This window comes from Streptomyces sp. NPDC093109 (genome assembly GCF_040701725.1).
Taxonomy (GTDB): domain Bacteria; phylum Actinomycetota; class Actinomycetes; order Streptomycetales; family Streptomycetaceae; genus Streptomyces.
The window spans coordinates 148,238-174,851 of record NZ_JBFBEZ010000001.1 but is presented as its reverse complement, the minus strand read 5'-3'; the positions used below and the strand labels follow the sequence as shown (position 1 = coordinate 174,851).

22 protein-coding genes are annotated in these 26,614 nt (G+C 71.2%); 17 read left to right on the top strand and 5 right to left on the bottom strand.

Annotated features, from left to right (window positions below; translation table 11 throughout):
* Nucleotides 1-160 precede the first annotated feature (160 nt).
* Both AB0389_RS00760 and AB0389_RS00755 read left to right on the top strand, forming a co-directional pair.
* Complete coding sequence (locus tag AB0389_RS00760) at nt 161-946, top strand: SAM-dependent methyltransferase (protein ID WP_366393123.1); 786 nt, start codon at nt 161-163, stop codon at nt 944-946.
* A 170-nt stretch (nt 947-1,116) separates the two neighbouring features.
* A complete protein-coding gene (locus AB0389_RS00755; RefSeq protein WP_366393122.1) occupies nt 1,117-2,013 on the top strand; it encodes an MHYT domain-containing protein in 897 nt (298 codons plus the stop codon).
* 89 nt (nt 2,014-2,102) lie between these two features.
* Here AB0389_RS00755 and AB0389_RS00750 read toward each other — a convergent pair whose 3' ends face one another.
* Nucleotides 2,103-2,873 carry a FadR/GntR family transcriptional regulator gene (locus tag AB0389_RS00750; RefSeq protein ID WP_366393121.1) on the bottom strand — a complete coding sequence of 257 codons (771 nt, stop codon included), beginning with the start codon at nt 2,871-2,873 and terminating at the stop codon, nt 2,103-2,105.
* Between the two features lie 267 nt (nt 2,874-3,140).
* On the opposite strand from AB0389_RS00750, the gene AB0389_RS00745 reads away from it, so the two are divergent.
* The 6 genes from AB0389_RS00745 to AB0389_RS00720 are packed head-to-tail and all read left to right on the top strand — an operon-like array spanning nt 3,141 to nt 9,183.
* Entirely contained in the window at nt 3,141-4,502 is a 1,362-nt protein-coding gene (locus AB0389_RS00745; protein WP_366393120.1) for an MFS transporter, read from the top strand.
* A gap of 1 nt (nt 4,503) precedes the next feature.
* A complete protein-coding gene (locus tag AB0389_RS00740; protein WP_366393119.1) occupies nt 4,504-6,234 on the top strand; it encodes a dihydroxyacetone kinase family protein in 1,731 nt (576 codons plus the stop codon).
* A gap of 27 nt (nt 6,235-6,261) precedes the next feature.
* On the top strand, nt 6,262-6,738 hold the full coding sequence (locus tag AB0389_RS00735) for a ribose-5-phosphate isomerase (protein WP_366393118.1): 477 nt from the start codon (nt 6,262-6,264) through the stop codon (nt 6,736-6,738).
* Nucleotides 6,738-7,526, top strand: a complete 789-nt coding sequence (locus AB0389_RS00730) for a triose-phosphate isomerase family protein (RefSeq protein ID WP_366393117.1) — start codon at nt 6,738-6,740, stop codon at nt 7,524-7,526. Before AB0389_RS00735 ends, AB0389_RS00730 begins: the two co-directional genes overlap by 1 nt.
* Nucleotides 7,526-8,326, top strand: coding sequence for a TIM barrel protein (locus tag AB0389_RS00725; RefSeq protein WP_366393116.1), 801 nt, complete (start codon nt 7,526-7,528; stop codon nt 8,324-8,326). Before AB0389_RS00730 ends, AB0389_RS00725 begins: the two co-directional genes overlap by 1 nt.
* Nucleotides 8,326-9,183 (top strand): phosphogluconate dehydrogenase C-terminal domain-containing protein, encoded by an 858-nt coding sequence (locus tag AB0389_RS00720; protein ID WP_366393115.1) that lies wholly within the window; start codon nt 8,326-8,328, stop codon nt 9,181-9,183. Before AB0389_RS00725 ends, AB0389_RS00720 begins: the two co-directional genes overlap by 1 nt.
* A 68-nt stretch (nt 9,184-9,251) precedes the next feature.
* Here AB0389_RS00720 and AB0389_RS00715 read toward each other — a convergent pair whose 3' ends face one another.
* Nucleotides 9,252-12,215, bottom strand: coding sequence for a glycoside hydrolase family 2 TIM barrel-domain containing protein (locus AB0389_RS00715; RefSeq protein WP_366393114.1), 2,964 nt, complete (start codon nt 12,213-12,215; stop codon nt 9,252-9,254).
* Between the two features lie 294 nt (nt 12,216-12,509).
* Here AB0389_RS00715 and AB0389_RS00710 point away from each other — a divergent pair, with 294 nt between their 5' ends.
* From AB0389_RS00710 to AB0389_RS00680, 7 genes are all read left to right on the top strand, one after another.
* The gene (locus tag AB0389_RS00710) at nt 12,510-14,099 is read left to right on the top strand and encodes a glycoside hydrolase family 43 protein (protein WP_366393113.1); all 1,590 of its coding nucleotides are present in this window, start codon (nt 12,510-12,512) and stop codon (nt 14,097-14,099) included.
* Nucleotides 14,100-14,300: 201 nt separating this feature from the next.
* On the top strand, nt 14,301-15,308 hold the full coding sequence (locus AB0389_RS00705; protein ID WP_366393112.1) for a hydroxyacid dehydrogenase: 1,008 nt from the start codon (nt 14,301-14,303) through the stop codon (nt 15,306-15,308).
* Complete coding sequence (locus AB0389_RS00700; RefSeq protein ID WP_366393111.1) at nt 15,305-17,422, top strand: glycoside hydrolase family 36 protein; 2,118 nt, start codon at nt 15,305-15,307, stop codon at nt 17,420-17,422. Before AB0389_RS00705 ends, AB0389_RS00700 begins: the two co-directional genes overlap by 4 nt.
* A 54-nt stretch (nt 17,423-17,476) precedes the next feature.
* The gene (locus AB0389_RS00695) at nt 17,477-18,535 is read left to right on the top strand and encodes a LacI family DNA-binding transcriptional regulator (protein WP_366393421.1); all 1,059 of its coding nucleotides are present in this window, start codon (nt 17,477-17,479) and stop codon (nt 18,533-18,535) included.
* 264 nt (nt 18,536-18,799) lie between these two features.
* Entirely contained in the window at nt 18,800-20,128 is a 1,329-nt protein-coding gene (locus tag AB0389_RS00690) for an extracellular solute-binding protein (RefSeq protein WP_366393110.1), read from the top strand.
* Between the two features lie 60 nt (nt 20,129-20,188).
* Nucleotides 20,189-21,064, top strand: coding sequence for a sugar ABC transporter permease (locus tag AB0389_RS00685; RefSeq protein WP_366393109.1), 876 nt, complete (start codon nt 20,189-20,191; stop codon nt 21,062-21,064).
* Nucleotides 21,061-21,984 (top strand): carbohydrate ABC transporter permease, encoded by a 924-nt coding sequence (locus AB0389_RS00680; protein WP_366393108.1) that lies wholly within the window; start codon nt 21,061-21,063, stop codon nt 21,982-21,984. The genes AB0389_RS00685 and AB0389_RS00680 overlap by 4 nt, the downstream gene beginning before the upstream one ends.
* A 52-nt stretch (nt 21,985-22,036) precedes the next feature.
* Here the strand turns inward: AB0389_RS00680 and AB0389_RS00675 are convergent, their stop codons facing one another.
* Together AB0389_RS00675 and AB0389_RS00670 are read right to left on the bottom strand one after the other, a co-directional pair.
* Nucleotides 22,037-22,699: a ThuA domain-containing protein gene (locus AB0389_RS00675; RefSeq protein ID WP_366393107.1), complete on the bottom strand. Its 663-nt coding sequence runs from the start codon at nt 22,697-22,699 to the stop codon at nt 22,037-22,039.
* Between the two features lie 60 nt (nt 22,700-22,759).
* A complete protein-coding gene (locus AB0389_RS00670) occupies nt 22,760-23,839 on the bottom strand; it encodes a LacI family DNA-binding transcriptional regulator (protein WP_366393106.1) in 1,080 nt (359 codons plus the stop codon).
* 254 nt (nt 23,840-24,093) lie between these two features.
* Between AB0389_RS00670 and AB0389_RS00665 the strand changes: the two genes are divergently transcribed.
* Both AB0389_RS00665 and AB0389_RS00660 read left to right on the top strand, forming a co-directional pair.
* A complete protein-coding gene (locus tag AB0389_RS00665) occupies nt 24,094-24,336 on the top strand; it encodes a hypothetical protein (protein ID WP_366393105.1) in 243 nt (80 codons plus the stop codon).
* Entirely contained in the window at nt 24,336-24,713 is a 378-nt protein-coding gene (locus AB0389_RS00660) for a toxin Doc (protein ID WP_366393104.1), read from the top strand. Before AB0389_RS00665 ends, AB0389_RS00660 begins: the two co-directional genes overlap by 1 nt.
* 197 nt (nt 24,714-24,910) lie before the next feature.
* Here AB0389_RS00660 and AB0389_RS00655 read toward each other — a convergent pair whose 3' ends face one another.
* Complete coding sequence (locus tag AB0389_RS00655; RefSeq protein WP_366393103.1) at nt 24,911-26,548, bottom strand: helix-turn-helix domain-containing protein; 1,638 nt, start codon at nt 26,546-26,548, stop codon at nt 24,911-24,913.
* Between the last annotated feature and the right edge of the window lie 66 nt (nt 26,549-26,614).

Genomic DNA, 26,614 nt, shown 5'->3' with positions numbered 1-26,614 from the left:
TGCGGGTGCGGGACGGGCGTGCGGTGCGGCGGTGCGGGCCGCGCGGCCGGTGACCGGCCCCTTCGCGTAGGCTGATCCCCCCACCTCGCGCCGCGCCAACGGGCCTGCCTGGCAAGGCTACTTGCCCGCTCCGCGGCCCCGTACCCAGGAGCGCCCCCCCATGACGACGGGATCACCGAAGCCCCAGGTCGACACGAGCAGGCCGCACCCGGCGCGGGTGTACGACTGGCTGCTCGGCGGCAAGGACAACTATCCGGTCGACCAGGCGGTCGGGGAGAAGATCCCGCCGGAGGCCAAGGGCAACGCGGTGCGGAACCGGGCGTTCATGCACCGGGCCGTCGCGTGGGTGGCGGCGCAGGGCGTCGACCAGTTCCTGGACATCGGCACCGGCATTCCCACCGAGCCGAATCTGCACCAGATAGCCCAGCGGACCGTCCCGACGGCGCGCGTCGTCTACGCCGACAACGACCCGATCGTGCTCCGTCACGCCGAGGCGCTGCTCGTCAGCGCGCCGGAGGGCGCGACCGACTACTTCGAGGCGGACGTCCGGCAGCCGGAGGCGATCCTGGACCACGCACGTACCCTGCTCGACTTCGACCGGCCCATCGCGCTGTCGCTCATCGCGCTGATGCACTTCGTCCCGGACCACGAGGACCCGTACCGCATCGTGCGGACCCTGGTGGACGCCCTGCCCTCCGGCAGCTACCTGCTGCTCTCGCACACCACCTTCGACGAGCACCCCCAGTACCGGGACGTCGTGACGACGGCGTACAAGGAGGGCGAGATACCGCTGCGCATGCGCGACCGCGCCGAGGTGGAGCTGTTCTTCGAGGGACTCGACCTCGTCGGCCCCGGGCTGGTGACGGCGACCCACTGGTACCAGGACGGTCCGGCCCCCGAAGTGGAGCTGAGCGGCTTCTATGTGGGAGTCGCCCGCGTCCGTTGATGTCCTGATATCGCGTAAAGTAGTCCTGGTTGTGGTCACGTCCAGTCGAACACCTTTATCAACAAGTGATCAGAACGATGTTTGTCACGACCCCTTGTGGCCATAGTGTCGCCACCGTAAACACACGGCTTCTGCACATAAGCCACACAAGGGGGAGGGGCACACCACACATGCAGGGCACCATCGATGGATTCAACTATGGAGCCGTCACGCCAGTGGCGGCCTATCTCATGGCATGTCTGGGCGCGGCCCTGGGACTTCGCTGCACCACCAGATCGCTCCGTACGGAGCGGTCCTGGAAACCGGGATGGCTGGCCCTGGGCGCGACCTCCATCGGTTCGGGAATCTGGACGATGCACTTCATCGCCATGATCGGATTCCAGGTGAAGGAAGTGCCGATCGGATATGACGTACCCACGACGGTCGCCAGCCTCGCGGTGGCGATCGTCGTGGTCGGTATCGGTGTCTTCATCGTGGGCTACCGCGGTGCGACCCGGGCCACACTGCTCCTCGCGGGCACTCTGACCGGTCTCGGGGTGGCGGCCATGCATTACATAGGCATGGCCGGAATGAGACTGCATGCCCGCATGGAATATGACACCACTACTGTGGTGCTCTCCGTCGTGATCGCCGTCGTCGCGGCGACCGCCGCGCTCTGGGCGGCCGTCTCGATCCACGGCTTCCTGCCGAGCCTGGCGGCGAGCATGGTGATGGGCATCGCCGTGACCGGCATGCACTACACGGGGATGGCCGCCATCAGCGTGCATCTCCAGGGGCTCACCGGAGTCTCCGCGGGTGGCGGCTCTGCCTCCTCGATCATGTTCCCGATGCTGCTCGGCCCGGTGATCTTCCTGGTGCTGGCGGGCGTCGTGGTCATGTTCGACCCGCTGCTGGTTCTCGGTGAAGGGGAGTGGGACCAGCCGGCCGCGGCCAAGCCCGCGCAGAACGGCACCCAGGCCCGACCGGTCTGGCCGCCCGTGTACGACGAATCCGCCGACCGCAGGCCCCCCGCTCCCAGCGCGGGACCGGCGCCGTACCGCGACACCCAGCGGCCTCGCGACTGGTAGGCGGCTTTCCCGTACCGGCGAAGAGCGCCGCCCCGTGTCTCACGGGGCGGCGCTCTTCGTCTCTCCGCGTCCAGGAGGGGGAGCCGCGGTCAGTCCGCCGGCCGCTCGGCGGACTCGATGGACTTCCGCAGCCGCGCGCTGGCCATCCGCATGTGCTCGGCCATGGCCTCGTTCGCCGCGTCGGGGTCACGGTCGCGGATGGCGGCGAGCACGGCGTCGTGCTCGCACAGGGTGCCGCTCACCGTTCCCTCCAGATCGCTCACCCGCTCCATCCACACCTGCAACAGGGCCCGGATGCTGTGCAGGATGTCGGTGAGCACCGAGTTCCCGGCGATGTTCGCCGTCTCCAGATGGAAGGCGATGTCGGCGTCGATGAACGACGCGGCGTCCGTGCCCGCGTCCCGCATCCGCCGCAGATGCTCCTCCAGCCGGGCCACGTCCTCGTCGTCGGCCCGCTCCGCCGCCAGCCGCGCCGAGACCCCTTCGAGGTGTGTGCGCACCTCGACCAGGTCCTGGGTGCGCCGCTGCCCCAGCATGAGACCCCAGTTGATGGCGCGCGGGAGGAACTCCGAGGTCCCCTCGCGTACGTACGAGCCCGATCCCGGGCGGATCTCGATGATGCCGAGCACATCGAGCGCCGAGAGCGCGCCGCGCACGCTGGAGCGCGCGACCCCCAGCGCCTCGGCGAGCTGACGCTCGGCGGGCAGCCGCGTACCGGGCTTGATGTCACCGGCGGAGAGATGGTCGAGAAGCCGCTTCGCGACCTCGCTGACCGAGGATTCGCGGACGACGGGGCGGAGGAGCTGGGCGAGATCCGGCGAACCGGACGCGGTCTGATCGGGCTGACTGGTCACGGTCACCAGTACACCAGATGGGTGTTCCCGCTGTTCAGGTACGTCGTGATCCGCCTCATTCTCGCCCCTCCGGCGTTGTTGTCAAGAGAGACGCAGGTCACATAAAGAGTGACCCTCGCCACATTGGTCAATTGGTGACCAATTTTCTTCTGGGGGTTACGTTGAAGACACATCAGCCGGTCGAGCGGGTGCCGCTGTCTCTTTCAGCCACGATCGCTACCGACTATGACCCGAGTCCGGACAGAGCTGTCCGGCGCAGCCGAGGGAGTCACCATGGGTGCCACCACGTCTCCATCCGCCGTGGAGAGATCAGCCATCAGGAAGGTCTCGATCCGGCTCGTCCCCTTCGTGGCGTTGATGTTTTTCATCAACTACCTCGACCGGACCGCCGTCTCGTTCGCCGAGCCGAACGGAATGGGTCACGACCTGGCGCTCACCGCGGCGCAGTTCGGATTCGCCTCCGGGGTCTTCTTCATCGGATACATCATCCTCGAAGTGCCCAGCAACATGGCGCTCCACCGCTTCGGCGCCCGCCGCTGGCTGGCCAGGATCATGGTGACCTGGGGCATCGTGTCCCTGCTGTTCACCTGGGTGCAGAACAGTGAGCAGCTCTACGGACTGCGCTTCCTGCTCGGCGTCGCCGAGGCCGGCTTCTTCCCCGGCGCCATCCTCTTCCTGAGCCAGTGGGTGCCCACCCGGCACCGCACGAAGGTGCTCGCCCTCTTCTACCTGGCACAGCCGCTCACCACGGTCATCGGCGCCCCGTTCGCGGGCTGGCTCATCGGCCACCACGGGCTCTTCGGCCTCGAGGGCTGGCGCGTGATGTTCCTGTTCGTGTCGATCCCCGCGATCGCCATCGGCATCATCGCCTGGTTCTACCTGATCGACCGTCCCGCCGACGCCAAGTGGCTGACCACGGCCGAGAAGGAGTGGCTGACCACCGAGCTGGCCGCGGAGAACGCCACCAAGACCGGCAACAAGGAGAGCCACGGCCGCGAGGCCCTCAAGGAAGCCTTCCGCAGCGGCCGGGTCTGGGTCCTCGCGATGGTCTACTTCGGCTTCATCTACGGCCTGTACGCGCTCGCCTTCTTCCTGCCGACCATCATCGCCGGGTTCCAGGACAGCTTCGGCACCTCGTTCAGCGTGATGGACAAGGCGCTCATCACCGCCATCCCCTACCTGCCCGCGGCCGTCGTCCTCTTCTTCTGGTCCCGGCACGCCACCCGCAACGGCACCCGGACCTGGCATGTCGCCGGCCCCGCCGTCGTCGGCGGTATCTCGATCCCGCTCGCCCTGTACATGGGCTCACCGGCCGCGACCATCGCCGTGATCACCGTGACGGCGTGCTCCATCTTCGCCGCGCTGCCCGTCTTCTGGTCGATCCCCTCCCGCTTCCTGACCGGCGCCGCCGCCGCGGCGGGCATCGCCCTGATCAACACCATGGGCAACATCGCGGGCTTCGCCGCCGGTTACGTCACCGGCTGGCTCAAGGACTTCAGCGGCAGCTACACCCTCTCCATGTTCGTCGTCGGCGGCTTCATGCTGCTCTCCGCGGCGCTCATGGTGATCCTCTCCCGGCGCCGGCCCGCCGATCCCTCCAACCCCGCGGACCAGCCGCTCCTTGAGGTGCACTGACATGACCCGCCTGTTCAACGACCCCGCAGCCTTCGCCGACGAGGCGCTGGAGGGCTTCGCCCTGGCCCACCGCCGCTGGGTGCGGCCGGTGACCGGCGGGGTCGTGCGGTCCACCCCGGGCGCCGCCGGCCAGGTCGCCGTCGTGATCGGCGGCGGCTCCGGCCACTACCCGGCCTTCTCCGGCCTGGTCGGCCCCGGGCTGGCCCACGGCGCGGCCGTCGGCAACGTCTTCGCCTCGCCGTCCGCCCGGCAGATCCGTACCGTCGCCAAGAACGCCCACACCGGCGGCGGCGTGCTGCTGATGTACGGCAACTACGCGGGCGACGTCCTGCACTTCGGCCAGGCGGCCCAGCAGCTCAACGCCGACGGCGTCGAGACCCGCTGTGTCTCCGTCACCGACGACATCTCCAGCGCGAGCGCCGCCGAGGCGGACAAGCGCCGGGGCATCGCCGGTGACCTCCCGGTCTTCAAGGCCGCCGCCGCGGCGGCCGAGGAGGGCCGCTCCCTGGACGAGGTCGTACGGGTCGCCCGGCACGCCAACGCCCGTACCCGCTCCTTCGGGATCGCCTTCGGCGGCTGTACGCTCCCGGGCGCCGACCACCCCCTGTTCACGGTCCCCGAGGGCCGGATGGCCGTCGGCCTCGGCATCCACGGCGAGCCCGGCATCGGCGAGCAGGACGTGCCCAGCGCCGACGAGACCGCCGAACTGCTGGTCTCCTCCCTCCTCGCCGAACTCCCCGACGGCGTGGACACGGCGGACGGCGCCCGCGCCGCCGTCATCCTCAACGGCCTCGGCACCGTCAAGTACGAGGAACTCTTCGTCGTCTACCGGCGCGTCGCCGAGCTGCTCGCCGAGGCCGGCATCGAGGCCGTCGACCCCGAGGTCGGCGAGCTGGTCACCAGCTTCGACATGGCCGGCGTCTCCCTCACCCTCTGCTGGCTCGACGACGAACTCGAAACCCTGTGGACGGCCGGGGCCGACACCCCCGCCTACCGCAAGGGCGAGGCCCGCGCGGCCGGCGGCCCGGCCGTCCTCGAAACGGCCCCCGAGGCGGCCGGGGCCGAGGCCGTCCCCGAGGCCACCGACGCCTCCCGTACGGCGGCCCGCACCGCCGTCGCCGCGCTCACCGCCCTCCGGGACACCGTCGACACCCACGCCGAGGAGCTCGGCCGGATCGACGCCGTCGCCGGGGACGGCGACCACGGCATCGGCATGAGCCGCGGCTCCGGCGCCGCCCACCGGGCCGCAGTCGAGGCCGCCGAGGCCGGCGCCGGCGCCGGTACGGTCCTCGCCGCCGCGGCCGACGCCTGGTCCGACCGGGCCGGCGGCACCTCCGGCGCCCTGTGGGGAGTCCTGCTGCACGCCGTGGGCACCGCGCTCGGCGACACCGCGGAGCCCACCGCCCGTACCGTCGCCGACGGGGTGGGCGAGGCGTCCGCCGCCGTACGGCGCCTCGGCGGCGCCGAGGTCGGGGACAAGACCATGGTCGACGTCCTCGTCCCCTTCGCCGGCACCCTCGCCGCCGCCACCGCCGAGGGAGCGTCCCTCGCCGACGCCTGGGACCGCGCCGCCACCGCCGCCGAGGGAGCCGCCAAGGCCACCGCCGACCTCGTCCCCCGGATCGGCCGCGCCCGGCCGCACGTCGAGCGGTCCCTGGGCACCCCGGACGCCGGCGCCCACTCCCTCGCCCTGATCGTCCGCGCCGTCCACGGCGTACTCGCCGGCCACTGAAACCCACCCACCGAGGAGCACCCCCCCATGAGCGACAAGCTGCGGATCGTCGTCGGCTCGGACGACGCCGGCTACGACTACAAGGAAATACTCAAGACTGATCTCGGCAACAGCGCGCTGGTCGCCTCCGTCACCGACGTCGGCGTGGACGGCGACGGCCACACCGCCTACCCGACCATCGCCATCGCCGCCGCCGAGATGGTCGCGCGCGGCGAGGCCGACCGCGCCCTGCTCGTCTGCGGCACCGGCCTCGGTGTGGCGATCGCCGCCAACAAGGTCAAGGGCATCCGGGCCGTCACCGCCCACGACTCCTTCTCCGTCGAGCGCGCCGTCCTCTCCAACAACGCCCAGGTCCTCACCTTCGGACAGCGCGTCGTGGGCATCGAGCTGGCCCGCCGGCTCGCCGCCGAGTGGCTGACCTACCGCTTCGACGAGACCTCGGCCTCGGCCGCCAAGGTCCAGCTGATGAACGACTACGAGACCGACGAGGAAGCCGCCGCCTGATGTCCGCACCCACCCTGCTCGGGGTGAGCCTGAAGATGTACTTCGGACATCACGAGACCCTCAACTGGGCGCGCCGTGTCGGCGACATCGCCGCCCGGCACCCGGCCGTCACCGGCGGCCTCACCGAGATGTTCGTGCTGCCCGCCTTCCCCGCGATCGTCCCGCTCACCTCCGTCCTCGCCGGCACCGGCGTCCGGATCGGCGCGCAGGACCTTGCCACCGACGACCGCGGCCCGTTCACCGGCGAGGTGTCGGGCCCGTACCTCAAGGAGATCGGCTGCTCCTACGCCGAGGTCGGCCACGCCGAACGGCGCCGCCTCTTCGGTGAGGGGGACACCGTCGTCGCCGCCAAGACCGCCGCCGCCCTGCGCAACGGACTCACCCCCGTGCTCTGCGTCGGCGAACGCGACCAGGCAGGACCCGTCGAGGCCGCGGACCGTACCGTCGCCGAGCTGGAACGTATCCTCGCCACCGCCGCGCACGACGGCGGCGGGGACGGGTCCGTCGTCGTCGCCTACGAGCCCCAGTGGGCCATCGGCGCGCCGGAGCCCGCCTCCGCCGGACACATCACAGCCGTCTGCGCCGCCCTGACCGCCTGGCTGGACGCGCGCCCCCGGTACGCCGGCAGCCGCGTCATCTACGGCGGCAGCGCGGGCCCCGGACTCCTCGGCCGCCTCGGCGAGGGCGTCGACGGGCTGTTCCTCGGCCGGTTCGCCCACGACCCGAGCGCCGTCGAGTCCATCCTCGACGAGATGAGCGCCCGGCACGCCGTGCGGGAGGACGTCTGATGGCCTACGGCCTTTCGACCTACGCCTACTTCTGGCGCATCTCCGCCCGCGCGCCCCGGCCGCTGACCGTGGAACAGATGCTCCACAACACCCGTGAGCTGGGCGGCGACGTCTTCCAGATCTGCGACTACCCGCTGATCGAGACCTTCGACGACGCCCGCCTCGCGGACATCCGCGCCACCGCCGCCGACCTGGGCATCACCCTGGAACTCGGCACCCGAGGCGTCCTGCCGGAGCGGCTGGCCACCTATCTCGCCCTGGCCGGCAAGCTCGGCGTCACGCTCGTGCGTTCCATGCTCAACACGAACGACCACCGGCCGTCCACCGACGAGGCCACCGCGCTGCTGCGCGCGGGCGTCCCCGCCTACGCGGCACAGGGCGTCACCCTCGGCCTGGAGACCTACGAGCAGGTCGCCACCGACGACCTGCTCACCGTCGTCCGCGCCGTCGACGACCCCCACCTGGGCGTCGTCCTCGACCCCGGCAACTGCGTCGCCCGGCTGGAGCGCCCCAAGGACGTCGTCGAGGCCACCGCGCCGTACGTCGTCAACATCCACGTCAAGGACTTCGCCTTCACCCGCAGGGACGGCTGGGTCGGCTTCACCTACGCCGGCTGCCCGCTGGGCGAGGGCCTGCTCGACTACGCCCACCTGGTGGAGACCGTACGGCCCGAGCAGCGCGGCATCAACCAGATCGTCGAGCACTGGCTTCCATGGCAGGACGACGGATTCGAGACCACTGCCGGGATCGAGGACCAGTGGACCCGGCACTGCATCAGCACACTTCAGAGGAGCAAGTAATGGCCACCGAGATCAAGACCGTCGCCGTCATCGGCGCCGCTGGCAAGATGGGCCAGCGTGTCTCCAACAACCTGGTCAAGAGCGACTTCCGGGTGCTGTTCTCCGAGAACTCCCCGCAGGGCCAGGAGCTGATCCGCGGGCTCGGCCGCGAGCTGACCGACTCCGACGAGGCCGCCCGGCAGGCGGACGTCCTCATCCTGGCGGTGCCCGACGTCGTCCTCGGCAAGGTCTCCGAGGTGCTCGTCCCGCTGATGAAGCCCGGCGCCGTGCTGCTCACCCTCGACCCGGCCGCCGCCTACGCCGGCCTGCTCACCCGCCGCGACGACGTGCACAACGCCGTCGCCCACCCCTGCCACCCCTCCGTCTTCCTGGAGCGCACCACCAAGGAGGAGTACGCGGACACCTTCGGCGGCATCGCCGCCCCCCAGGAGGTCGTCGCCTCCTTCGAGGGCCCGGACGCGGCCGTCCAGCCGCTGGCCGAGGCCGTCATCCGCACCATGTACGCGCCGGTCGTGGACGTGCACTGGGTGACGGTCAAGCAGCTCGCCGTCCTGGAGCCGACCCTGGTCGAGACCATCGCCTGCATGGTCGGCGCGCTGCTCACCGAGGCCCTGCACGAGACGGTGCACACCGTCGGTGTCCCGGAGGCCGCCGCCCGCGCGATGCTCCTCGGCCACACACAGGTCGCGCTCGCCAACACCCTCAAGGGCGACAACCCGTTCTCGGACGCCTGCCTGATCGCCATGGACTACGGCCGCGAGTCGATCGTCAAGGACGACTGGAAGAAGGTCTTCGAGGACGACGAGCTGGACAAGGTCATCACGCGCATGCTCCGCATCAAGGAGATCAAGCGCTGACCGCACGGCACCCGACGGAACCGGCCTCCCCCGTACGCACCGGGGGAGGCCGGTTCCGTTCTGTTCCGCTACGCGGCGGGCGGAGCCTCCGTCGCCCAGTCCAGGGTGAAGGTGACGGGCCCCGCGAACAGCCGGTACTCGGGCAGCACACCCGGCCCGCACGACGCGCTGCCGATGCCCTGCTGCGCGGCGTCCAGCGTCAGCCGGACCAGGTCGCCGCGGACCAGATCGGTGGGATGACGCGCCGCGTCCAGCTCCTCGCTGCTCCACGGGCGCGCGGCGAACGCGAACGGCGCGGGCCCGCCGATCCGCAGCCCGGGACCGCCCGTCCGGTCCGTGAGCCGCACCCAGCGGACATCGGGCCGGCTGCCGTTCTCCTGCGGGAAGAGATACGGCGTCTGGAGCTCGTCGAGCCCGGCCGTGAACCGCCCGATCCGGCTCGCGCTCCGGGTGTCGGGATACGCCTCGTACGGTCCGCCGCCGAACCAGCTGACCGTGTCCAGCGCGAGCGGTACGGCCGCGCGCAGCCCCAGCCGCGGCAGCGGCAGGTCCCAGACGCCCAGCGGCTCGACCTCCAGGGTCAGCCGCAGCCCGCCGCCCGGCCGGTCCTCCGGGGCGCTCCAGTGGTAGACGGCCGACATGGCCGCGTCGGTGCCCGCGGCGGCCACCCGCGTGGTCACCGTCAGCCCCTCGTCACCGGTGTCCACCGAGAGGACCCGGTGCTCCAGCCGGTCAAGACCGGCCGCCCGCCACCGCTCGGCGACGGAACCGCCCCAGCCGCGCAGATCGTTGTCCGTGGGAGCGCGCCACAGGTCCAGCCGGGGGCCCTCGACGGTCAGCGACCCGATCCGTACGAGCGCGCCGGTGTACGGGTCGAAGGCGCCCTCGCCCAGGGTGAGCAGCCCGTCCGCCGTGCCCGGCCGCCTGCCCCGGCCCGGCTGCGGTACGGGCGGCGCGGCGGCCAGCAGCGCCTGGCCCCAGGCCACTTCATGGCCGGCGGGCGCCCACGCCTCGTCCTTGGCGAGGCGCGCGCTCACCGTCAGCCGGCGCTCGCCCGCCGCATCGGTGCCGGCAGCCTCGGCCAGCGCCTCCGGCCAGGCCACCACCGCCGTACCGCCGGCGGCGACGGCCGGTACGGTCAGCTCGCCCCCGGCGCGGGCCACCCCCTCGTCCTCCAGCAGCCAGTGGAACGACAGATGACCGGTGCCGGCGAAGTCCAGACCGTTGCGCACCGAGACCCGGCGGGCGTGCGGATCGATCCGTACCGTCACCGGCTCGATGACCTTCTTGTACTCGGTGAGCCCGGGGGACGGGGTGCGGTCGGGGAAGACCAGCCCGTCGGCCACGAAGTTCCCGTCGTGCACGACCTCGCCGAAGTCCCCGCCGTACGCGAAGAACTCCCGGCCGTCGGGGGTGCGGCGGCGCACACCGTGGTCGATCCACTCCCAGACGAAACCGCCCTGGAGCCTCGGATGCTGCTCGAACAGGCGCTGGTACTCGGCCAGTCCGCCGGGTCCGTTGCCCATGGCGTGGGCGTACTCGCACAGGATGAACGGCAGCGCGCGGCGGTGCGCGTCCAGGGCCGGGTCCTTCGTCGGGTCCTCGGTGCCCCGGCCGATCCGGTCCGTCTCGTCGTGGTCGGCGTACATCCTGCTGTACACATCGACATAGCCGCTGTCCCAGTCGCCCTCGTAGTGCACCGGACGGCCCGGGTCGCGCTCGTGCGTCCAGTCGGCCATGGCCCGCAGATTGTCCCCGGTCCCCGACTCGTTGCCGAGCGACCACATGATGACGCTGGGGTGGTTCTTGTCGCGCTCGACCATGCGGCTCATCCGGTCGAGGTACGCGTCCCGCCAGCGCGGGTCGGCGCTCGGGTTGTCCCGCCAGTTGTTGGGCTCGAAGCCGTGCGTCTCCAGATCGCACTCGTCGACGACCCACAGACCCAGCTCGTCGCAGAGGTCGAGGAACCGGGAGTCGGGCGGATAGTGGCTGGTGCGTACCGCGTTGATGTTGTGCCGCTTCATCAGCTCGATGTCCTGGCGCATCGTTTCGGGGCTCAGGGTGCGCCCGGTGTCCGGGTCCCACTCGTGCCGGTTCACCCCGCGCAGCAGGATCGGCACGCCGTTCACCCTGAGCAGGCCGTCCTCGACCGCGACCGTACGGAAGCCGATGCGCAGCCGGACCCGCTCGCCCGCGGTGGCCAGCTCCGCGTCGTAGAGCCGGGGCGTCTCGGCGGTCCACGGCTCCACGGGGGTGCGGATCTCGTCCCCGACGGCGAGGTCGAGACCGAGTTCGGCCACGGTGATCCGGCCGGGCGCGCCGGCCTCCACCCGCAGCACGCCCTCGCCGCTGTCGCGGTCGTAACCGGCGTGCACGAAGACATCGCCCACGCCGTCGAGCGGCCGGTGGAGCAGCGCGACGGAGCGGAAGATCCCGGACAGCCACCACATGTCCTGGTCCTCCAGGTAGCTGCCCGCCGACCACTGGTGCACGCGTACGGCCAGGACGTTGCGGCCGGGGCGCAGTGCGTCGGTGGCGTCGAACTCGGTGGGCAGCCGGCTGCCCTTGCCGTTGCCGAGCGCCACGCCGTTCAGGAAGACCGCGAAGGCCGAGTCGACGCCCTCGAAGCGCAGCACGCCGTGCCCCGACTCCGGCCACTGGTCGGGCAGTTGGAACTCGCGCCGGTACTCACCGGTGGGGTTGGCGTCGGGCACACGCGGCGGGTCGACCGGGAACGGGAAGACGATGTTGGTGTAGGCGGGGGCGCCGTAGCGCGGGGCGTCGGCCACGTCCCGCAGCTGCCAGCTCGACGGCACGTCGAGGATGTCCCACTGAGTGTCGTCGTGGTCGGGTGCCTCGAAACCGGGGGTCAGCGTGTGCCGGGAGGCCGCGAGCCGGAAGCGCCAACCGCCGTCCAGATCAAGGGCCATGGCGTCCGACGTGTGCCGGGCCCGGGGGGCGAGCCGCCCCTGCCCCGGGTCATGGCTTTCGACGTAGTCGAGGGAGGCGTGGTCGAAACGGTCGCTGGGCACGGATGGGGTATCCCTTCGGGCGGGCGTGGCCGGAGCACCGTTGAGTGCGGCCGTACAGGTGACGTTTTCCATGCAGACTAGGTGAAGTATCCGGCCACGTCGCCCCCCTGGGCCAGGAAAACCGTCCGATCGGGACCGGAGTCGGTTGTGTCTCGCGACAGCCACTTCAGAAACCGGTTTCTCAACCTGTGGCCGAACCGTTGACCCTGATAGCAATCGGTTTCTACATTGAGGGACACACCGGGTGCCCCGGCCGCCGTCAGGGGGCGCCCCAGGAACAGGGAAGGACCCGGTATGACGTCGGACCGTCATCTCCGCAACCCCGTACTGCCCGGTTTCCATCCGGACCCGAGCATCGTGCGGGTCGGGGCGGAGTACTACATCGCCACCTCCACCTTCGAGTGGTTCCCCGGCGTCCCCGTGCACCGCTCCACCGACCTGGTGCACTGGGAGCACGCCGGGCATCTCCTCGACCGCGCCGAGACGCTCGACCTGCGCGGAGTGCCGGACTCGGCCGGTGTCTGGGCGCCCTCGCTCTCCCACCACGACGGGCGGTTCTGGCTGATCTACAGCATCGTCAGGACCGTCGGATCCCCGTACAAGGACGTCGACAACTTCCTCGTCACCGCCGACTCGGTCGAGGGGCCGTGGTCGGAGCCCGTCTTCCTCAACTCCTCCGGCTTCGACCCCTCGCTCTTCCACGACGACGACGGCCGCCACTGGCTGGTCAACCTCCAGTGGGACCACCGCCCCGGCCGGCCGTCCTTCGCCGGCATCGTGCTCCAGGAGTACGACCCGGAGAAGCGGGCGCTCGTCGGGGAGATCAGCCACCTGCTGAGCCACGACGAACTCATCGAGGGCCCCAACCTGTACCACCGTGACGGGTGGTACTACCTGATGCTCGCCGAGGGCGGCACGGGCTGGAACCACGGCATCCTGATGGCCCGCTCCCGCTCGCTCACCGGACCGTACGCACTCGACCCCGCCGGATCGCTGCTGACCACCCGCGACGCCCCCGACGCGCCTCTCCTCAAGGCCGGGCACGGGGAGCTGGTGGAGACCCCGGACGGCGAGTGGTACCTCGTCCACCTCGCGTCCCGGCCGGTCGCCACTCCCGACGGGCCGCGCTGCGTCCTCGGCCGGGAGACCTGCATCCAGCGGGCCGAGTGGACCGGCGACGGCTGGCTGCGGCTCGCCCACGGCGACAACCGGCCACGGGTGACGGTCCCCGCCCCGCGCTCGGCGCCCCTGACCGAACCGGTCCCCGCACCCGACCGCGACGACTTCGACGCCCCCGTCCTGAGCGGCGAATGGAGCACCCTGCGGGTCCCGGCCGACCCCTCCTGGCTGAGCCTGACCGAACGGCCCGGCGCGCTGCGGCTGCGCGGGCGGCAGAGCCCGCACTCGCGCCACAGCCAGAGCCTGGTCGCCAAGCGGCTGACCTCCGTGCGCTGCCGCGTCACCACCGCGCTGGACTTCCGGCCGTCACACTTCTCCCAGCTGGCCGGGCTGATCTGCTGGTACGACACCACCACCCACTACTACCTGCGCGTCACCCACGAGGAGGGGCGCGGCCGGGTGCTGGGCCTCACCCTCACCGACGACGGCGTCCACTCGGAGCCCACCGACGCCGAACTGCTGGTCGAGCAGTGGCCGGCGCTGCTGCTGCGGGCCGACTTCGACGGCGCCGAACTGCGCTTCAGCGCCTCTCCCGACGGTACGGACTGGATCCGCGTCGGCCCCGTCCTCGACGCGACGAAGCTCTCCGACGACTACGGCGACCGGCTCCGCTTCACCGGGGCGTTCGCCGGGGTGTGCGCCCAGGACCTGGGCGGGACCCGCGCCGTCGCGGACTTCGACTGGTTCGAGCTGACCAACCTCTGAGCGGGCGCCGCCCACGCGCGTCGGCCCTGTCGTGCGCCGTCGCGTCCTCATCTTGTCCGCATCTCTCGTCCACGTGTGTAGAAACCGATCCCTCTTTCATCGGCTTGTTTCTGCCGTGCGTCACCATTGACCCTTCCGGTCCCAGGTGCTTAGCGTAGAGATCGGTTGCTATCGTTGAATCCGAGCCGGAGGCCACTTCCCTTGACCGAGCGTCCCCTGGCGTTGTTCGCCATGAGTGCGGAGAATCCGCCGAAGCTGCTTCCGCCCGGTGTGCTGGCCAGGCTCCGTACCTCGGTCGACATCGATCCCACCCTGGTGGCCGAGGACTTCGGGGACCCCCGGGTCCGTGAAGTCCTCGGCGAGACCGAGATCCTCATCACCGGCTGGGGGTGCCCGGTGATCGACGACGCGGTGCTGGCCGCCGCGCCCAAGCTGCGGGCCGTCCTGCACACCGCCGGATCGGTGAAGGGCATGATCACCCCCGGCTGCTGGGACCGGGGCCTGATCGTCTCGTCGGCCGCCGACGCCAACGCGCTGCCCGTCGCCGAGTACACGCTCGGCATGATCCTGCTGGCGGGCAAGGACCTCTTCGCCGCCCGCGACCGCTACCGCGCGGCCCGCACCTTCACCCTCGCCGAGGTCATCCCGGACATCGGGAACTTCGGCCGCCGGATCGGAGTGGTGGGGGCCTCCCGGATCGGCCGCCGCGTCATCGAACTGCTGCGTCCCTTCGACTTCCGGGTCGCCCTGGCCGATCCGTACGTCGACACCGCGGGCGCCGCCGAACTGGGCGTGACCCTGATGGGGCTGGACGAACTGCTGCGCACCAGCGACATCGTCACCGTCCACGCACCGGCGACCCCCGAGACCCACGGGCTCCTCGGCCGCCGCGAACTCGCGCTGCTGCCGGACGGCGCGGTGCTCGTCAACACCGCCCGGGGCAGTCTCGTCGACACCCCCGCGCTCGTCGAGCAACTGCGCACCGGCCGGATCAGCGCCGTACTCGATGTCACCGAGCCCGAGCCGCTGAACCCCGACTCACCGCTCTTCGACCTGCCCAACGCCTTCCTCACCCCGCACATCGCCGGCTCGCAGGGCAACGAGCTGCACCGGCTGGGGCTCTGCGCCGTGGAGGAGCTGGAGCGGCTGCTGCGCGGGCTGCCGCTCTCCCACCGCATCGACCGCGCCGAGCTGGAGCGTGCCGCATGACGGAGGAGACCGGAACCCCCATCACGAGCTGGGGCCCCGGCGCCTTCACCCTGCACCTCGCGCACGGCGCCGACCGTGTGCCCCGCCTCGCCGTCAACGCCACGCCGGGCCGCGCGGCGCTGCCGCTCGTCGAGGTCGAGCTGACCGGACAGGGCCGCAGCGGCACCTCGGGCAAGCGCCATGTGGACGGCGCTGTCTCCCGCCGGCTGCGGTACGAGGGCCATGACGCGGACGGCGAGCGGCTGACCGTACGGACCCACGACCCGGAGACCGGCCTGCGCGCCGCCACCCACTTCCGGCGCACCGGGGCCCTGCCCGTCGTCCGCACCTGGACCGAGCTGACGGCGGGGGACCGGGCGGCCGAGGTCGAGAACGTCTCCTCCTTCGTGCTGTCCGGTGTCGCCGCTCTGCTCGGCGCCCCGGGCCGCTGGGAACAGGACGTACGGCTCTGGACGGCGGACAACCCGTGGAGCGGCGAGTACCGCTGGCAGGGCGTCCCCCTCGGCGCCGCCGGGCTGCTCGACACCGGCATGACCCGCTTCGGCCAGACCGGCTCCAAGAACCGGGTGGCCCGTACCAGCACCGGTTCGTGGCCCTCCTCCGAACAACTGCCCATGGGCTGGCTGGAGGGCCCGGACACCGTCCTCGCCTGGCAGATCGAACACAACGGCTCGTGGCACACCGAGATCGCCGACCGGTTCGACGAGATCTATCTGCTGCTGTCCGGACCGGGCCGGCGGGAACACCAGTGGTCGCTGCGGCTCGCCCCCGGTGAGAGCTTCACCACCGTCCCGGTCGCCTTCACCCTCGCCCCCGACCGGGACGCGGCGCTCGCCGCCCTCACCGGCCACCGGCGCGCCGTGCGCCGGCCCCACCCGGACACCACCACGCTCCCGGTGGTGTTCAACGACTTCATGAACTGCCTGATGGGCGACCCCACCACCGAGAAGCTGCTGCCGGTCGTCGCGGCGGCGGCCGCCGCCGGCTGCGAGTACTTCTGCGTCGACGCGGGCTGGTACGACGACGAGCGCGCCGGGGAAGGACCCGGGGGAGTGCCCGGCTGGTGGGACGCCGTCGGCGCCTGGCGGCCCGCGCCCTCGCGGTTCCCCGGCGGACTCGCGGAGGTCACCGATGCCATCAAGGCCGCGGGGATGGTTCCCGGGCTCTGGCTGGAGCCCGAAGTCGTGGGCGTACGGAGCCCGTTGGCGTCCTCCCTGCCCGACGCGGCGTTCTTCCGGCGGGGCGGCACGCGCCTCACCGAGTGGGGCCGCCACCAGCTCGATCTGCGCCACCCCGCGGCCGTCGCCCATCTCGACGACACCGTGGACCGGCTGGTCGGCGAGTTCGGTCTCGGCTATCTGAAGCTCGACTACAACATCGACATCGGCGCCGGTACGGACAGCGGGCCGCACGGCCCCGGACACGGGCTGCTGGAGCACAACCGCGCCTATCTGCGCTGGCTCGACAGCGTCCACGACCGGCACCCCGGGCTGGTGCTGGAGGGCTGCGCGGCGGGCGGCATGCGCATCGACCACGCCACCCTCGCGCACGTCCCCGTCCAGTCGCTCAGCGACCAGCAGGACGAACTGCTGATCGCCGCGATCGCCGCCGCCGCCCCCACCGCCGTACCGCCGGAGCAGGGCGCCGTCTGGGCCTATCCGTACGCGGGACAGAGCGACGAGGAGATCGCCTTCACCATGGTGTCGGCGCTGCTGGGGCGCGTCCATCTCAGCGGCCGGATCGATCTGCTCGCACCGGACCAACTCGCCCTGGTCGCCGAGGCGATCACCGCGTACGGCGGCTACCGCCGCGACCTGGCGCGGGCCCTGCCGTCCTGGCCGCTCGGACTGCCCGGCTGGCGCGACGACTGGCTCGCCCTCGCGCTGGACACCGGCAGCGAGACACTGCTCGCCGTGTGGCGCAGGACGGGTTCCGACGCGGTCCGTGAGATACCGGTCCCGGCGGGTACGAGCGGCGTCGTCCCGGTGTTCCCGCGCGCCGCGCCGGGCGAGGCGGTGCTCGACCCGGGGACCGGCCGGCTGCGGATCACCCTGCCGTCGGCGCCCTCGGCCCGGCTGCTGAGGCTCCCGCGGGCGGTGTCTCCACTATCGTGAGCCCCACGCACACCGCGGGGTGGAGCAGGGCGAAGGGGACAAGCACACGTGGACATGAACGCGACGGGTCCGTCCGGCAGGGAAGCTTCGACGGTCAGGGACGTCGCCAAGCGTGCCGGGGTGTCCGCGTCGACGGTCTCGCGGGTGCTGGGCGGTACCTATCCGGTGGCCGCGGCCACCCGCACCCGGGTCCTGCGCGCCATGCGCGAACTGGACTATGTCGTCAACGCGCACGCGCGGGCCCTCGGCGGCTCCACCAACAAGAGTGTGGCGTTCGTCGTGGACGATGTCACCGGCCCCTTCTACGCGCACATCGCGCGCGGTGTGGAGGAACAGGCTTCCGCCGAGGGGCGGTTGTGCATGCTCTGCACGACACACGGCGATCCGCAGCGGGTGCTGGCCGTGGTGGAGCTGATGCGCGAACAGCGCGCCGACGCGGTCATCGTGGTCGGCGGCGCCTGGGAGAACAAGGAGTACCAGGCACGCATGACACACTTCGCGCACGCGCTGGACCGCGCCGGGTCGCGGCTGGTCCTGGTGGGCCGGCCGCCGCTGGGCGAGGGTGTCCCCGCCACCGTCGTCGAGTACGACAACGAGAACGGGGCGTTCGCGATGACGACGCATCTGCTCTCCCTGGGACACCGCAGGATCGCGTTCCTCGGCAAGGTGCCCGGGCTCTCCACCAGCGGTCAGCGCGTCGACGGCTTCCTCAGGGCGCACGAGACGCTGGGCTTCGAGGCGGATCAGGAGCTGATCGTCGAGGGTGAGTTCACCCGGTCGTTCGGCTACCGCGCGGCGGCCAGGCTGCTGGCGTCGAAGACCGAGTTCGACGCCGTCTTCGCCGCCACGGACATGGTGGCCGCGGGCGTGCTCCACGCACTGCGCGAGGGCGGGGTGCGGGTCCCCGAGGACGTCTCCGTCGTCGGCTACGACGACATCCCGGTCGCCATCGACCTGCACCCCGCCCTCACCACCGTGAGCATCCCGCACGAGGAGCTGGGCCGTACCGCCGTACGGCTCGCCCTGCACCGGGAGGAACTCCCCGACGCCCAGCACCAGGTGCTGGGCACCCACATCGTCGTACGCGGCTCCACCCGGCGGCCCGGGCGCTGAGCGCACACCACCCCACCGGGGCGCGGCTAGAGATCGATTTCTAGCCGCGCCCCGTGCTGTGTCCGGGTGTTGAAGCAGCGGTTCGGGGTGCTCCGCCGCCGGTACGGCGCGAATAAGGCCCGTAACAGAAGATTTCCGTGCCCGACATCTTGCTCATCCGGTGGTCTGCGCTTAGCTTCCGTAGAGACCGATTTCTATGAGTCGTGCAGCTGAGCTCGAAGTCGGCTTCCTCTTCCGTGCCCGAACCTCTTGAGGAGGGGTGTCATGCAACGCACACACTTCGCAGTGACAGCCGCGACCACCGTGGTGCTTTCCGTCGTCCTGGCCGGCTGCGGCGGTGGGGACGGCGGCGGCGACACCGCCGCCAAGGGCCCCGTCACCGTGACCTACTGGACATGGGACGAGCCCAAGACGATCCAGCCCGTCGCGGACAAGTTCAACGCGACCCACGACACCGTCCAGGTCAAGATCGTCAAGCAGGCGGACAACCCGGGTACGGCGGCCAACCTGCGCAATGTCGTGGCCTCGGGCAAGGGGGTGCCGTGTCTGGTGAAGAACTTCGGGCAGGTTCCCGGACTGGTCGGCGAGGGGCTGCTCTCCGATGTCACGGGCGATGTCGAGCCGTATGTGAAGAAGGGCGTCTTCAACGAGGCGTCGCTGCTGGGCGCGCAGGCCGGCGGCCGGTACTTCGGTGTGCCGATCGGCTACCAGCCGAGCTTCCTGGTGATCAACCGCAAGGTCTACGACCAGTACGGCGTCGCCGTGCCCAAGACCTGGGACGAGCTGATCGAGGCCGGCAAGAAGCTGAAGAAGCACGGCGTCTACGTGATGAACCTGGCGGGCGAGGACCCCTCGACGCTGGAGAACCTCGTCCAGCAGGCCGGCGGCAGCTGGTTCGCGACCGAGGGGGACACCTGGAAGGTCGACTTCCTGTCCCCGGAGTCGCTGAAGGCCGCCGATGTCATCCAGCGGCTCGTGGACAACGGACTGGTCGCCAACCAGACCTATATGGACCGCCCCGCCCTGATCAACTACTTCGACTCCGGCAAGATGGTCTCGCTCCCCACCCAGGTGTGGCAGCTCGGCAACTACGAGCTGAACTACAAGAAGTCGCTCGGCGACTGGGAGCCCGTCGACCTTCCGCAGTTCGCGGACGCCCCCGCGTTCACCGCCCCCGCCCATGGCACCGCGCTGCTCGTGCCGAAGGGCTGCGCGCACCCGAAGGAGGCCGTGGAGGCCGCGGTGTGGATGAACACGACCAAGGAGGGCATCGACGCCAGCTACCAGAAGGACACCAAGCAGTACAACTGGCCCGGCGCGGTCCAGGACCCGGGCCCCTGGGTCGACTCGGCGGTCCCCGACAAGCTCTTCGGCGACCGCAAGGGCGAGGCCAAGGGGGTCATCCTCAAGGCAGTGAACGGCGCCAAGGACACCTGGACCGTCGGCCCCAACTACACCGGTGTCTTCGCCGAACTCCAGGACCAGTGGGCCAAGGTGGTCACCAGGAAGATGACCCTGCGTCAGGCGCTGGAGCACATGCAGAAGTTCACCGTCGACGACCTCAAGTCGAAGAACATCAACGTCGAGGGCTGATCGATGGCCGTGGAATCACCAGCTCCACCGCGCGCGGCCCACCTCACGTGGCGGCGTGTGATGGCCTTCAAGGGCGCCTCGTTCACCTTCCCGTTCTTCCTCGGGTTCCTCGTCTTCACCGTGGTTCCTGTGGTCATCGCGCTCAAGGAGAGCCTCTACACCGAGCAGGGCTCGGGGCTCGGCTTCGGGCCGAAGACCATCGAGTTCTCCGGCCTGGACAACTTCGTCCGGGGCTTCGAGGACGCCAAGTTCTGGACGGCGATGGGGCGGGTCGCCCTCTTCGCGGCCATCAGCATCCCGCTGATCCAGCTCGCAAGCCTGGGGCTCGCGCTGCTGATGGACATGGTCAAGCAGCGCCTCGCCAACCGCTTCCGGATCGCGCTGCTCGTGCCGTACATGATCCCCGGGATCGTCGCCACCCTGATCTGGATCTACCTCTACAGCCCGGTCGTCGGGCCGATCACGCCCTTCCTGGCCTTCTTCGGGATCGACGCGAACTTCTACAGCGGCGACATGATCTGGGTGTCGATCGGCATCCTCATCGCCTGGAGCTCCATCGGCTTCAACATGCTGATCCTCTACGCCTCCCTTCAGTCGGTGCCCCGTGAACTCTTCGACAGCGCACGGGTGGACGGCGCCTCGGAGTGGCGCATGGCCTGGTCGATCAAGGTGCCGCTGGTCCGCCGGTCCCTGGTGCTCACCACGGTGCTCAGCATCATCGGGTCGCTCCAGATCTTCAGCGACCCACTGCTCTTCCGGTCGATGACACCGGAGACCGTCACCCGGGACTTCACGCCGATCATGGCCATCTACGACTGGGCCTTCGCGCAGGGCGACTTCAACTACGCCGCCGCGCTGTCGATCATTCTCGCGGTGGTCGTCGGCATCGCCTCGGCCATCTTCTACCGGCTCACGAACAGGGCGCCCACCTCATGACCACGACGATGGACCGACCTCCGGCGAAGACGTCGGGCGAGCCCCCGCGGGTCCGCCGGCGGACGACGGGCGGCACGGTGCGGCACACCAGAGGGACCAGGGTGCTGGTGCTGGTGGGGCTCGCGCTGTTCACCCTCTACTCACTGGCGCCCGTGTGGTGGCTGCTGGTCGCCGCGACCAAGAGCCAGCGCGACCTCTACACCACCAACGGGCTGTGGTTCTCCGAGTTCCACTTCTGGGACAACCTCAAGGACCTGTTCACCTACCAGGACGGCATCTTCCTGCGATGGATGTGGAACACACTGTTCTACGGCTTCGCGGGCACCATCGGAATGACCCTGGTCTGTGTCGCCTGCGGCTACGGCCTGGCCATGTACCGGTTCCGGGGCCGCGGTGTGCTGATGGCCTGCATCATCGGGTCCTTCCTCATCCCCGGAGCCCTGCTGACCATCCCGTCCTTCCTGCTCTACACGGATCTGCGGCTGATCGACACACCGTGGGCCATCATCGTGCCGGGCTTCTTCAACGCCTTCTCCGTCTATCTCGCCAAGGTGTACGCGGAGGGCGCCATCCCGCCCGAACTGCTGGAGGCGGCCCGTATCGACGGCGCGGGCGAGTACCGCATCTTCTTCCAGATCGGTGCCAGGCTGATGTCGACCGGCGCCGCCACCATCTTCGTCCTCGGCTTCGTCGGAGCGTGGAACAACTTCTTCGGCCCCCTCGTCTATCTGCGCAGCAGCGAGAAGTGGACCGTGATGCTCGGCCTCTACTCCTGGCTCAAGGTGAAGGTCGACAGCTCCGTCGACCTGACGGGACTCGTCGTGGTCGGCTCCATCGTCTCGCTCATCCCCATGGTGATCCTGATGCTCTCGATGCAGCGCTACTGGCGCTCCGGGGTGACCATGGGAAGCCTGAAGTAGGCGGTGCCGGCGCCGGTAGGGACGCCGGCGCCGACGTGCCGGGCGGGAGTGGTCACTCCCGTCCGGCGGCGTAGTGGATCCCGCCGCGCAGATGGGCCAGGAAGACCGGGTCCGCGAAGGACTCCGCGGTGTGGCCGAGCGCGGTGTAGAACACCCTGCCGCCCAGCCGCTCGTGACACCACACGAGCGGATGGTCCGCCCCCATGCCCCCGCCCGCGTACGACGACTCGTCGGCGCGGGCCAGCACGTGTACGCCCGCGGGCACGGCGCGGAAGTCGTACCACTCGTCGGTGAAGTCCCACCGGGCGCCCAGATGGCGGGTGGCGGGATGGGTGCGGTCGGCGACCGCGACCGTGCCCGGCTGGAGGTCGGGGTGGCGGGCGAAGCGGGCGCCGAGCAGCTCTCCGTAGTACGGCCAGTCGTACTCGGTGCAGGCCGCCGCGTGGATCCCGACGAACCCGCCGCCGCCCGCCAGGTGCCGGCGCAGCGCGTCGCGCGCGGCGGGGGTGAGGACCTCCCCGCTGGTGGAGAGGAAGACGACGACCGCGCTGCGCGGGATCTCGCGCTCCAGGACCGCCGGATCCTCGGTGGCGACGCTCTCGAAGCCGTCCTCGGCCACGAGAGCGCCGACGGCCTCGACACCGTCGGGGATCGAGTCGTGGCGGTAGGCGGTGGTGCGGCTGTACAGCACCACGCGCGGTGTGGGGTGGGGCATGGCTCTCCCGTGGTGGAGGGGGGGAAGGGGAAGGGCGTGTGCGGCTCGGGGCCGGCCGGATCAGCGGGACGCGGGGGCTACCGTCTCCCGCGGGACGAGGCCGGTACCGAGCAGCTGACGCTGCTCGTCGGCGCTGTGCTCGCCGTTGCGCAGTCCGAGGGCCAGCCGGACCGCGAGCCGGCCCATCTCCTCGTACGGCACCCGGACCGTGGTCAGCGCGGGCCGCAGATCCTGGGCGAGCTCGCTGTCGTCGTACCCGAGGACCGAGATGTCCTCGGGAACCCGCAGCCCCGCGTCGAGGATCGCGGCCATGGCGGCGGAGGCGACGACATCGGTCTCGCCGAACACCGCGGTGAACGGCGGGCCTTCGCGCAGCAGCCGGGCCACCCGGTCCCGTACCGGGCGCCGGGCGAACTCCACCCGCTCGATCAGCTCGGCGCCCGGGCCGACGGAGTCGGCGAGCGCCCGCCGGTAGCCGGCCGTGCGGCCCGCGGTCGTGGTGTGGGCGGGGTCGCCGCCGAGATAGAGGATCGCGCGGTGTCCCCGCGCCAGCAGATGGCTCGTCGCCGCGTACGCCCCGCCCTCGTTGTCGTACTCGACGACGGTGGCGGGCAGTTCCGGTCCTGGCAGCGGCCTGCCGCAGAGCACCAGCCGCGATCCGGCGGCCTCCAGGCCGTGCGCGACCTCCGCCATCCGGTCCCGGTAGCGCGCGTCCTCGACGACTCCGCCGATGAGGATGACGGCCGCCGCGCCCTGCTCCCGCATGGACTGCACCACGGCCGGCTCGCGGTCGGGGCGGTGGCCGCTCAGCCCGACCACGCACAGATGCCCGCGCGCGGCCGCCTCCCGTTCCGCGCCGGTGGCGGCGAGCGCGAACGGCTGGCCCAGCACATCGCCGAGGACGAAGCCGATCTGCGGGGCGCCGGAGCCGCGCAGCGCCCGTGCGTGCGAGTTGGCGACGTAGTGCAGCTCGCGCACGACCCGCAGCACCCGGCGGCGGGTACCGGTCGCCACCGGATAGTTCCCGGCGAGGACCCTCGACACCGTCGCGGGCGACACACCCGCGCGCGCCGCCACCTGCTTGACGGTCGCCGGTCCGCCCGGCGCGGCGGAGATCCTCTTGAATTCTGATGCGGTCACGGGCGGTCCCTCGCTGGACGGGCGGGCTCGGCATCCGGGCCGGAGAACACCGGTGATGAGAAGCATAGACATCGTTCCCTATCAGAGGTACCCGTGCCAACCCCCGTGACAGAAGTGGATGGCCCCCGTACTGCCTCTACGGGCCGATCCTGTGGCAGAAACCGGTTTCTCCACACCCTCGCCGGGGCCTGGGTGAGGACGCCGCCCCGGGTGCCCCGCTTCCCGGGGCGGTACCTGTTAGGTACCGTACGGGTATGCCATCACTCAACATCAGCTTCACCGAGGACGAGCTGGAGGCGGTGCGCGCCGCGGCGGCCGCCGAGGGCAAGTCCCTCAAGCAGTACGTGCACGACCTGCCGCTGCGCGAACAGCAGCGCCTCCAGTTCGTGCGGTACGCGGTCGCCTGGGGCGAGCAGCACCGGGGCGAGTTCGACGAGGCGTTCGCCAACGAGGTGCCACCCGCGGCGCACGGCGGGCGGCAGGTGGAAGCCGCCTGATGCCCGTGGTGTACATCGACGTGGCCTGGCTGCTGGACGTACAGGAACAGGCCGTCCCCGAGGACGTGTCCGTGGCCGACTACTCGGCACTCGTGGCCGCGGTCGCCCGCCACAGGACCCGGATCCCGCGCCCGGCCACCAGCGAACCCGACGGCGCCTGGCGCGCCGCCGCCCTCATCCACACCCTGGTGCGGCTGGAGCCGCTGCCGTACCGCAACAGCCTGTTCGCCTGCCAGGTCGCCGCCGCGTACATGCACGCCTCCGGCGAGGGGATCGACCCGCCGTACGGCGCGCTCGTCGAGCTGGTCCGCGCCATCCAGGCCGGCAAGTCGAACGTCTACCAGGCGGCGGACCAGATCCGCGCCTGGCGCATCTGATCCCGGCGCCCCACCGGGGGCGGCCGGGATGACGCCGCGCTCGGCCGTCCCGTCCCCCGATGCGGGACGGTCGAGCGCCGCGTCGAGATGATTGGACCGCATCGGAGCGGTGCGGGGAAAGCCGCTGCCTCGGTGCACCGTGCCCGGACTCCGCGTCCCGGTGTGCACGGTGCACGGTTCGGGCCGTTGCCGCCGCGCTACGGGTGCGTGGTGACGGACGCGGGGGCGGCCGGCGGGCACAGGGGGATCCTGTCCGCGATGTGCAGCGCGTACACCAGATCGTGCACACCCGCGGCGGTGCGGGTCAGGTCGCGGCCGAGCAGCCGTTCGGCGGTCCGCAGCCGCGCCGTCACGGTGGTGCGGCTGCCGCCGAGCCGCTGTGCGGCCCGTCGCGTGTCCGCGTTCGACTCGATCCAGACGCGCAGTGTTCCGCGTACCCGCTCGTGGCGGCCGTCCGCGAGCGGTTCGAGGAACCGGTGGGCCCAGGAGACCGCCTCGGGTCCGCTCAGCAGTGGACACGCGGCGGTCGGCGACCGCTCGGGGTCCCCGGACTCCTCGTACGGTCCGGATCCGGCCCGTGCGGCGTCCGCGCCTACGGCGTCCTGGTGCGCGGCGTCCGGCCGCGCGTCGATCGCCAGGGCGAGCGCCAGCGTCGCGCGGGAGCGTACGTCCCGGAGATCCAGCCCGAGCGCCTCCTCGGCGCGCCGGAGGTGGGCGGTCACGGTGTTGCGGCTGATCCCCAGCAGATCGGCCACGCCGGAGCGGGGGAAGGACAGGGCGAGGTGGGTGCTCTCGGCCGCGAGCCGCGGCAGGAGGCGCAGTGGCCGCAGGAAGTGCCGGGCCCAGTCGGCCGCCGCCGCATGCGGCAGCACCCGCTCCAGCGGCTCCCGGCCCCGGTACGAGGCCACCCGGCCGGGGATGTTGCCCGCGACGGCCAGCGCGTGCCGGGCCTGCTCGTAGGCCACGGCCGTCGCGTGCAGCGGATGCGCGTCGCTGATGCCCAGGGCGTAGCCCGGGATCTCCTCGACCAGCTCCCGCAGCAGCCGGTCCAGTTCGGGCCGCTCCTCGGTCTCGGTCCCGGTCCCGGCTTCGGTCCCGGTTTCGGGAATCAGGCAGATCAGATGCTCGTCGTAGACCGGGCAGCGCACCATCATGCCCCGGCCGTGGTACCCGGAGGCGTCCTGGTGGGCACGGGTGAGCCGGTCGCGGTCGCCGGGCGCGCAGCGCAGCAGGAACAGCCGCAGCCGGTCGGAGTCCAGCAGCTCCGGGACCGCGCCGGTGGTCATGCGCCGCGCCAGTACGGTGTCACCGGCCATCAGCGCCATGAAGAGGGCCACCCGCAGCTGGTGCGCCTTCTGCTGGTAGGCGCGCAGCACGGTGTCCGTCGCCTCGGCCCGGTGGAGCAGGGTGAGGACATGGCCGGTGTGCGCCGCCGCCGTGGTGTCACGAGGGCTCAGCGGGTCGGGACCGGCGAGTACGAGCACCCGGCGCGGTGTGCCTGAGCCGACACCCTCCAGCCGGATCCGGACCGTACCCACCTCGGTGGCCGCCGACGCCAGGCGCCCGTCGGCCAGCCGGGTGAGCAGCGGAGCGAGTGTCCCCAGGATGCCGGTGGGAAAGGCGGCCGTGGCCAGTTCCACCGTGTGGCCCCGGCCGACCAGGGCGATCTCGGCGCCGAGCCGCCGCTGGAGCCAGTCGAGGACCTGCCGCGCGTCCGCGTCGGGGCGCCGGGCCAGCCGCCCGACGAGACGGAGGAATTCGTCCGGATCCTCCCCGGGCCCGTTCCGGGTACCCGAGGACGACGACCTGTCCGCCGCACCGGGCCGGCCACGCATAATCCACTCCCACTACCGCCGACTGCCCCCCGAAGGGGGGACAGTCTACGGGCGGTGTGGTGCGGT

Excerpts from the sequence above, each read along its gene's own strand:
- AB0389_RS00675 (WP_366393107.1), bottom strand. The coding sequence starts at position 22,699 with ATGCCCCACCCCACACCGCGCGTGGTGCTGTACAGCCGCACCACCGCC.
- AB0389_RS00755 (WP_366393122.1), top strand. The coding sequence starts at position 1,117 with ATGCAGGGCACCATCGATGGATTCAACTATGGAGCCGTCACGCCAGTG.
- AB0389_RS00690 (WP_366393110.1), top strand. The coding sequence starts at position 18,800 with ATGCAACGCACACACTTCGCAGTGACAGCCGCGACCACCGTGGTGCTT.
- AB0389_RS00685 (WP_366393109.1), top strand. The coding sequence starts at position 20,189 with ATGGCCTTCAAGGGCGCCTCGTTCACCTTCCCGTTCTTCCTCGGGTTC.
- AB0389_RS00695 (WP_366393421.1), top strand. The coding sequence starts at position 17,477 with ATGAACGCGACGGGTCCGTCCGGCAGGGAAGCTTCGACGGTCAGGGAC.
- AB0389_RS00720 (WP_366393115.1), top strand. The coding sequence starts at position 8,326 with ATGGCCACCGAGATCAAGACCGTCGCCGTCATCGGCGCCGCTGGCAAG.
- AB0389_RS00725 (WP_366393116.1), top strand. The coding sequence starts at position 7,526 with ATGGCCTACGGCCTTTCGACCTACGCCTACTTCTGGCGCATCTCCGCC.
- AB0389_RS00745 (WP_366393120.1), top strand. The coding sequence starts at position 3,141 with ATGGGTGCCACCACGTCTCCATCCGCCGTGGAGAGATCAGCCATCAGG.
- AB0389_RS00730 (WP_366393117.1), top strand. The coding sequence starts at position 6,738 with ATGTCCGCACCCACCCTGCTCGGGGTGAGCCTGAAGATGTACTTCGGA.
- AB0389_RS00680 (WP_366393108.1), top strand. The coding sequence starts at position 21,061 with ATGACCACGACGATGGACCGACCTCCGGCGAAGACGTCGGGCGAGCCC.
- AB0389_RS00760 (WP_366393123.1), top strand. The coding sequence starts at position 161 with ATGACGACGGGATCACCGAAGCCCCAGGTCGACACGAGCAGGCCGCAC.
- AB0389_RS00660 (WP_366393104.1), top strand. The coding sequence starts at position 24,336 with ATGCCCGTGGTGTACATCGACGTGGCCTGGCTGCTGGACGTACAGGAA.
- AB0389_RS00700 (WP_366393111.1), top strand. The coding sequence starts at position 15,305 with ATGACGGAGGAGACCGGAACCCCCATCACGAGCTGGGGCCCCGGCGCC.
- AB0389_RS00735 (WP_366393118.1), top strand. The coding sequence starts at position 6,262 with ATGAGCGACAAGCTGCGGATCGTCGTCGGCTCGGACGACGCCGGCTAC.
- AB0389_RS00665 (WP_366393105.1), top strand. The coding sequence starts at position 24,094 with ATGCCATCACTCAACATCAGCTTCACCGAGGACGAGCTGGAGGCGGTG.
- AB0389_RS00655 (WP_366393103.1), bottom strand. The coding sequence starts at position 26,548 with ATGCGTGGCCGGCCCGGTGCGGCGGACAGGTCGTCGTCCTCGGGTACC.
- AB0389_RS00710 (WP_366393113.1), top strand. The coding sequence starts at position 12,510 with ATGACGTCGGACCGTCATCTCCGCAACCCCGTACTGCCCGGTTTCCAT.
- AB0389_RS00740 (WP_366393119.1), top strand. The coding sequence starts at position 4,504 with ATGACCCGCCTGTTCAACGACCCCGCAGCCTTCGCCGACGAGGCGCTG.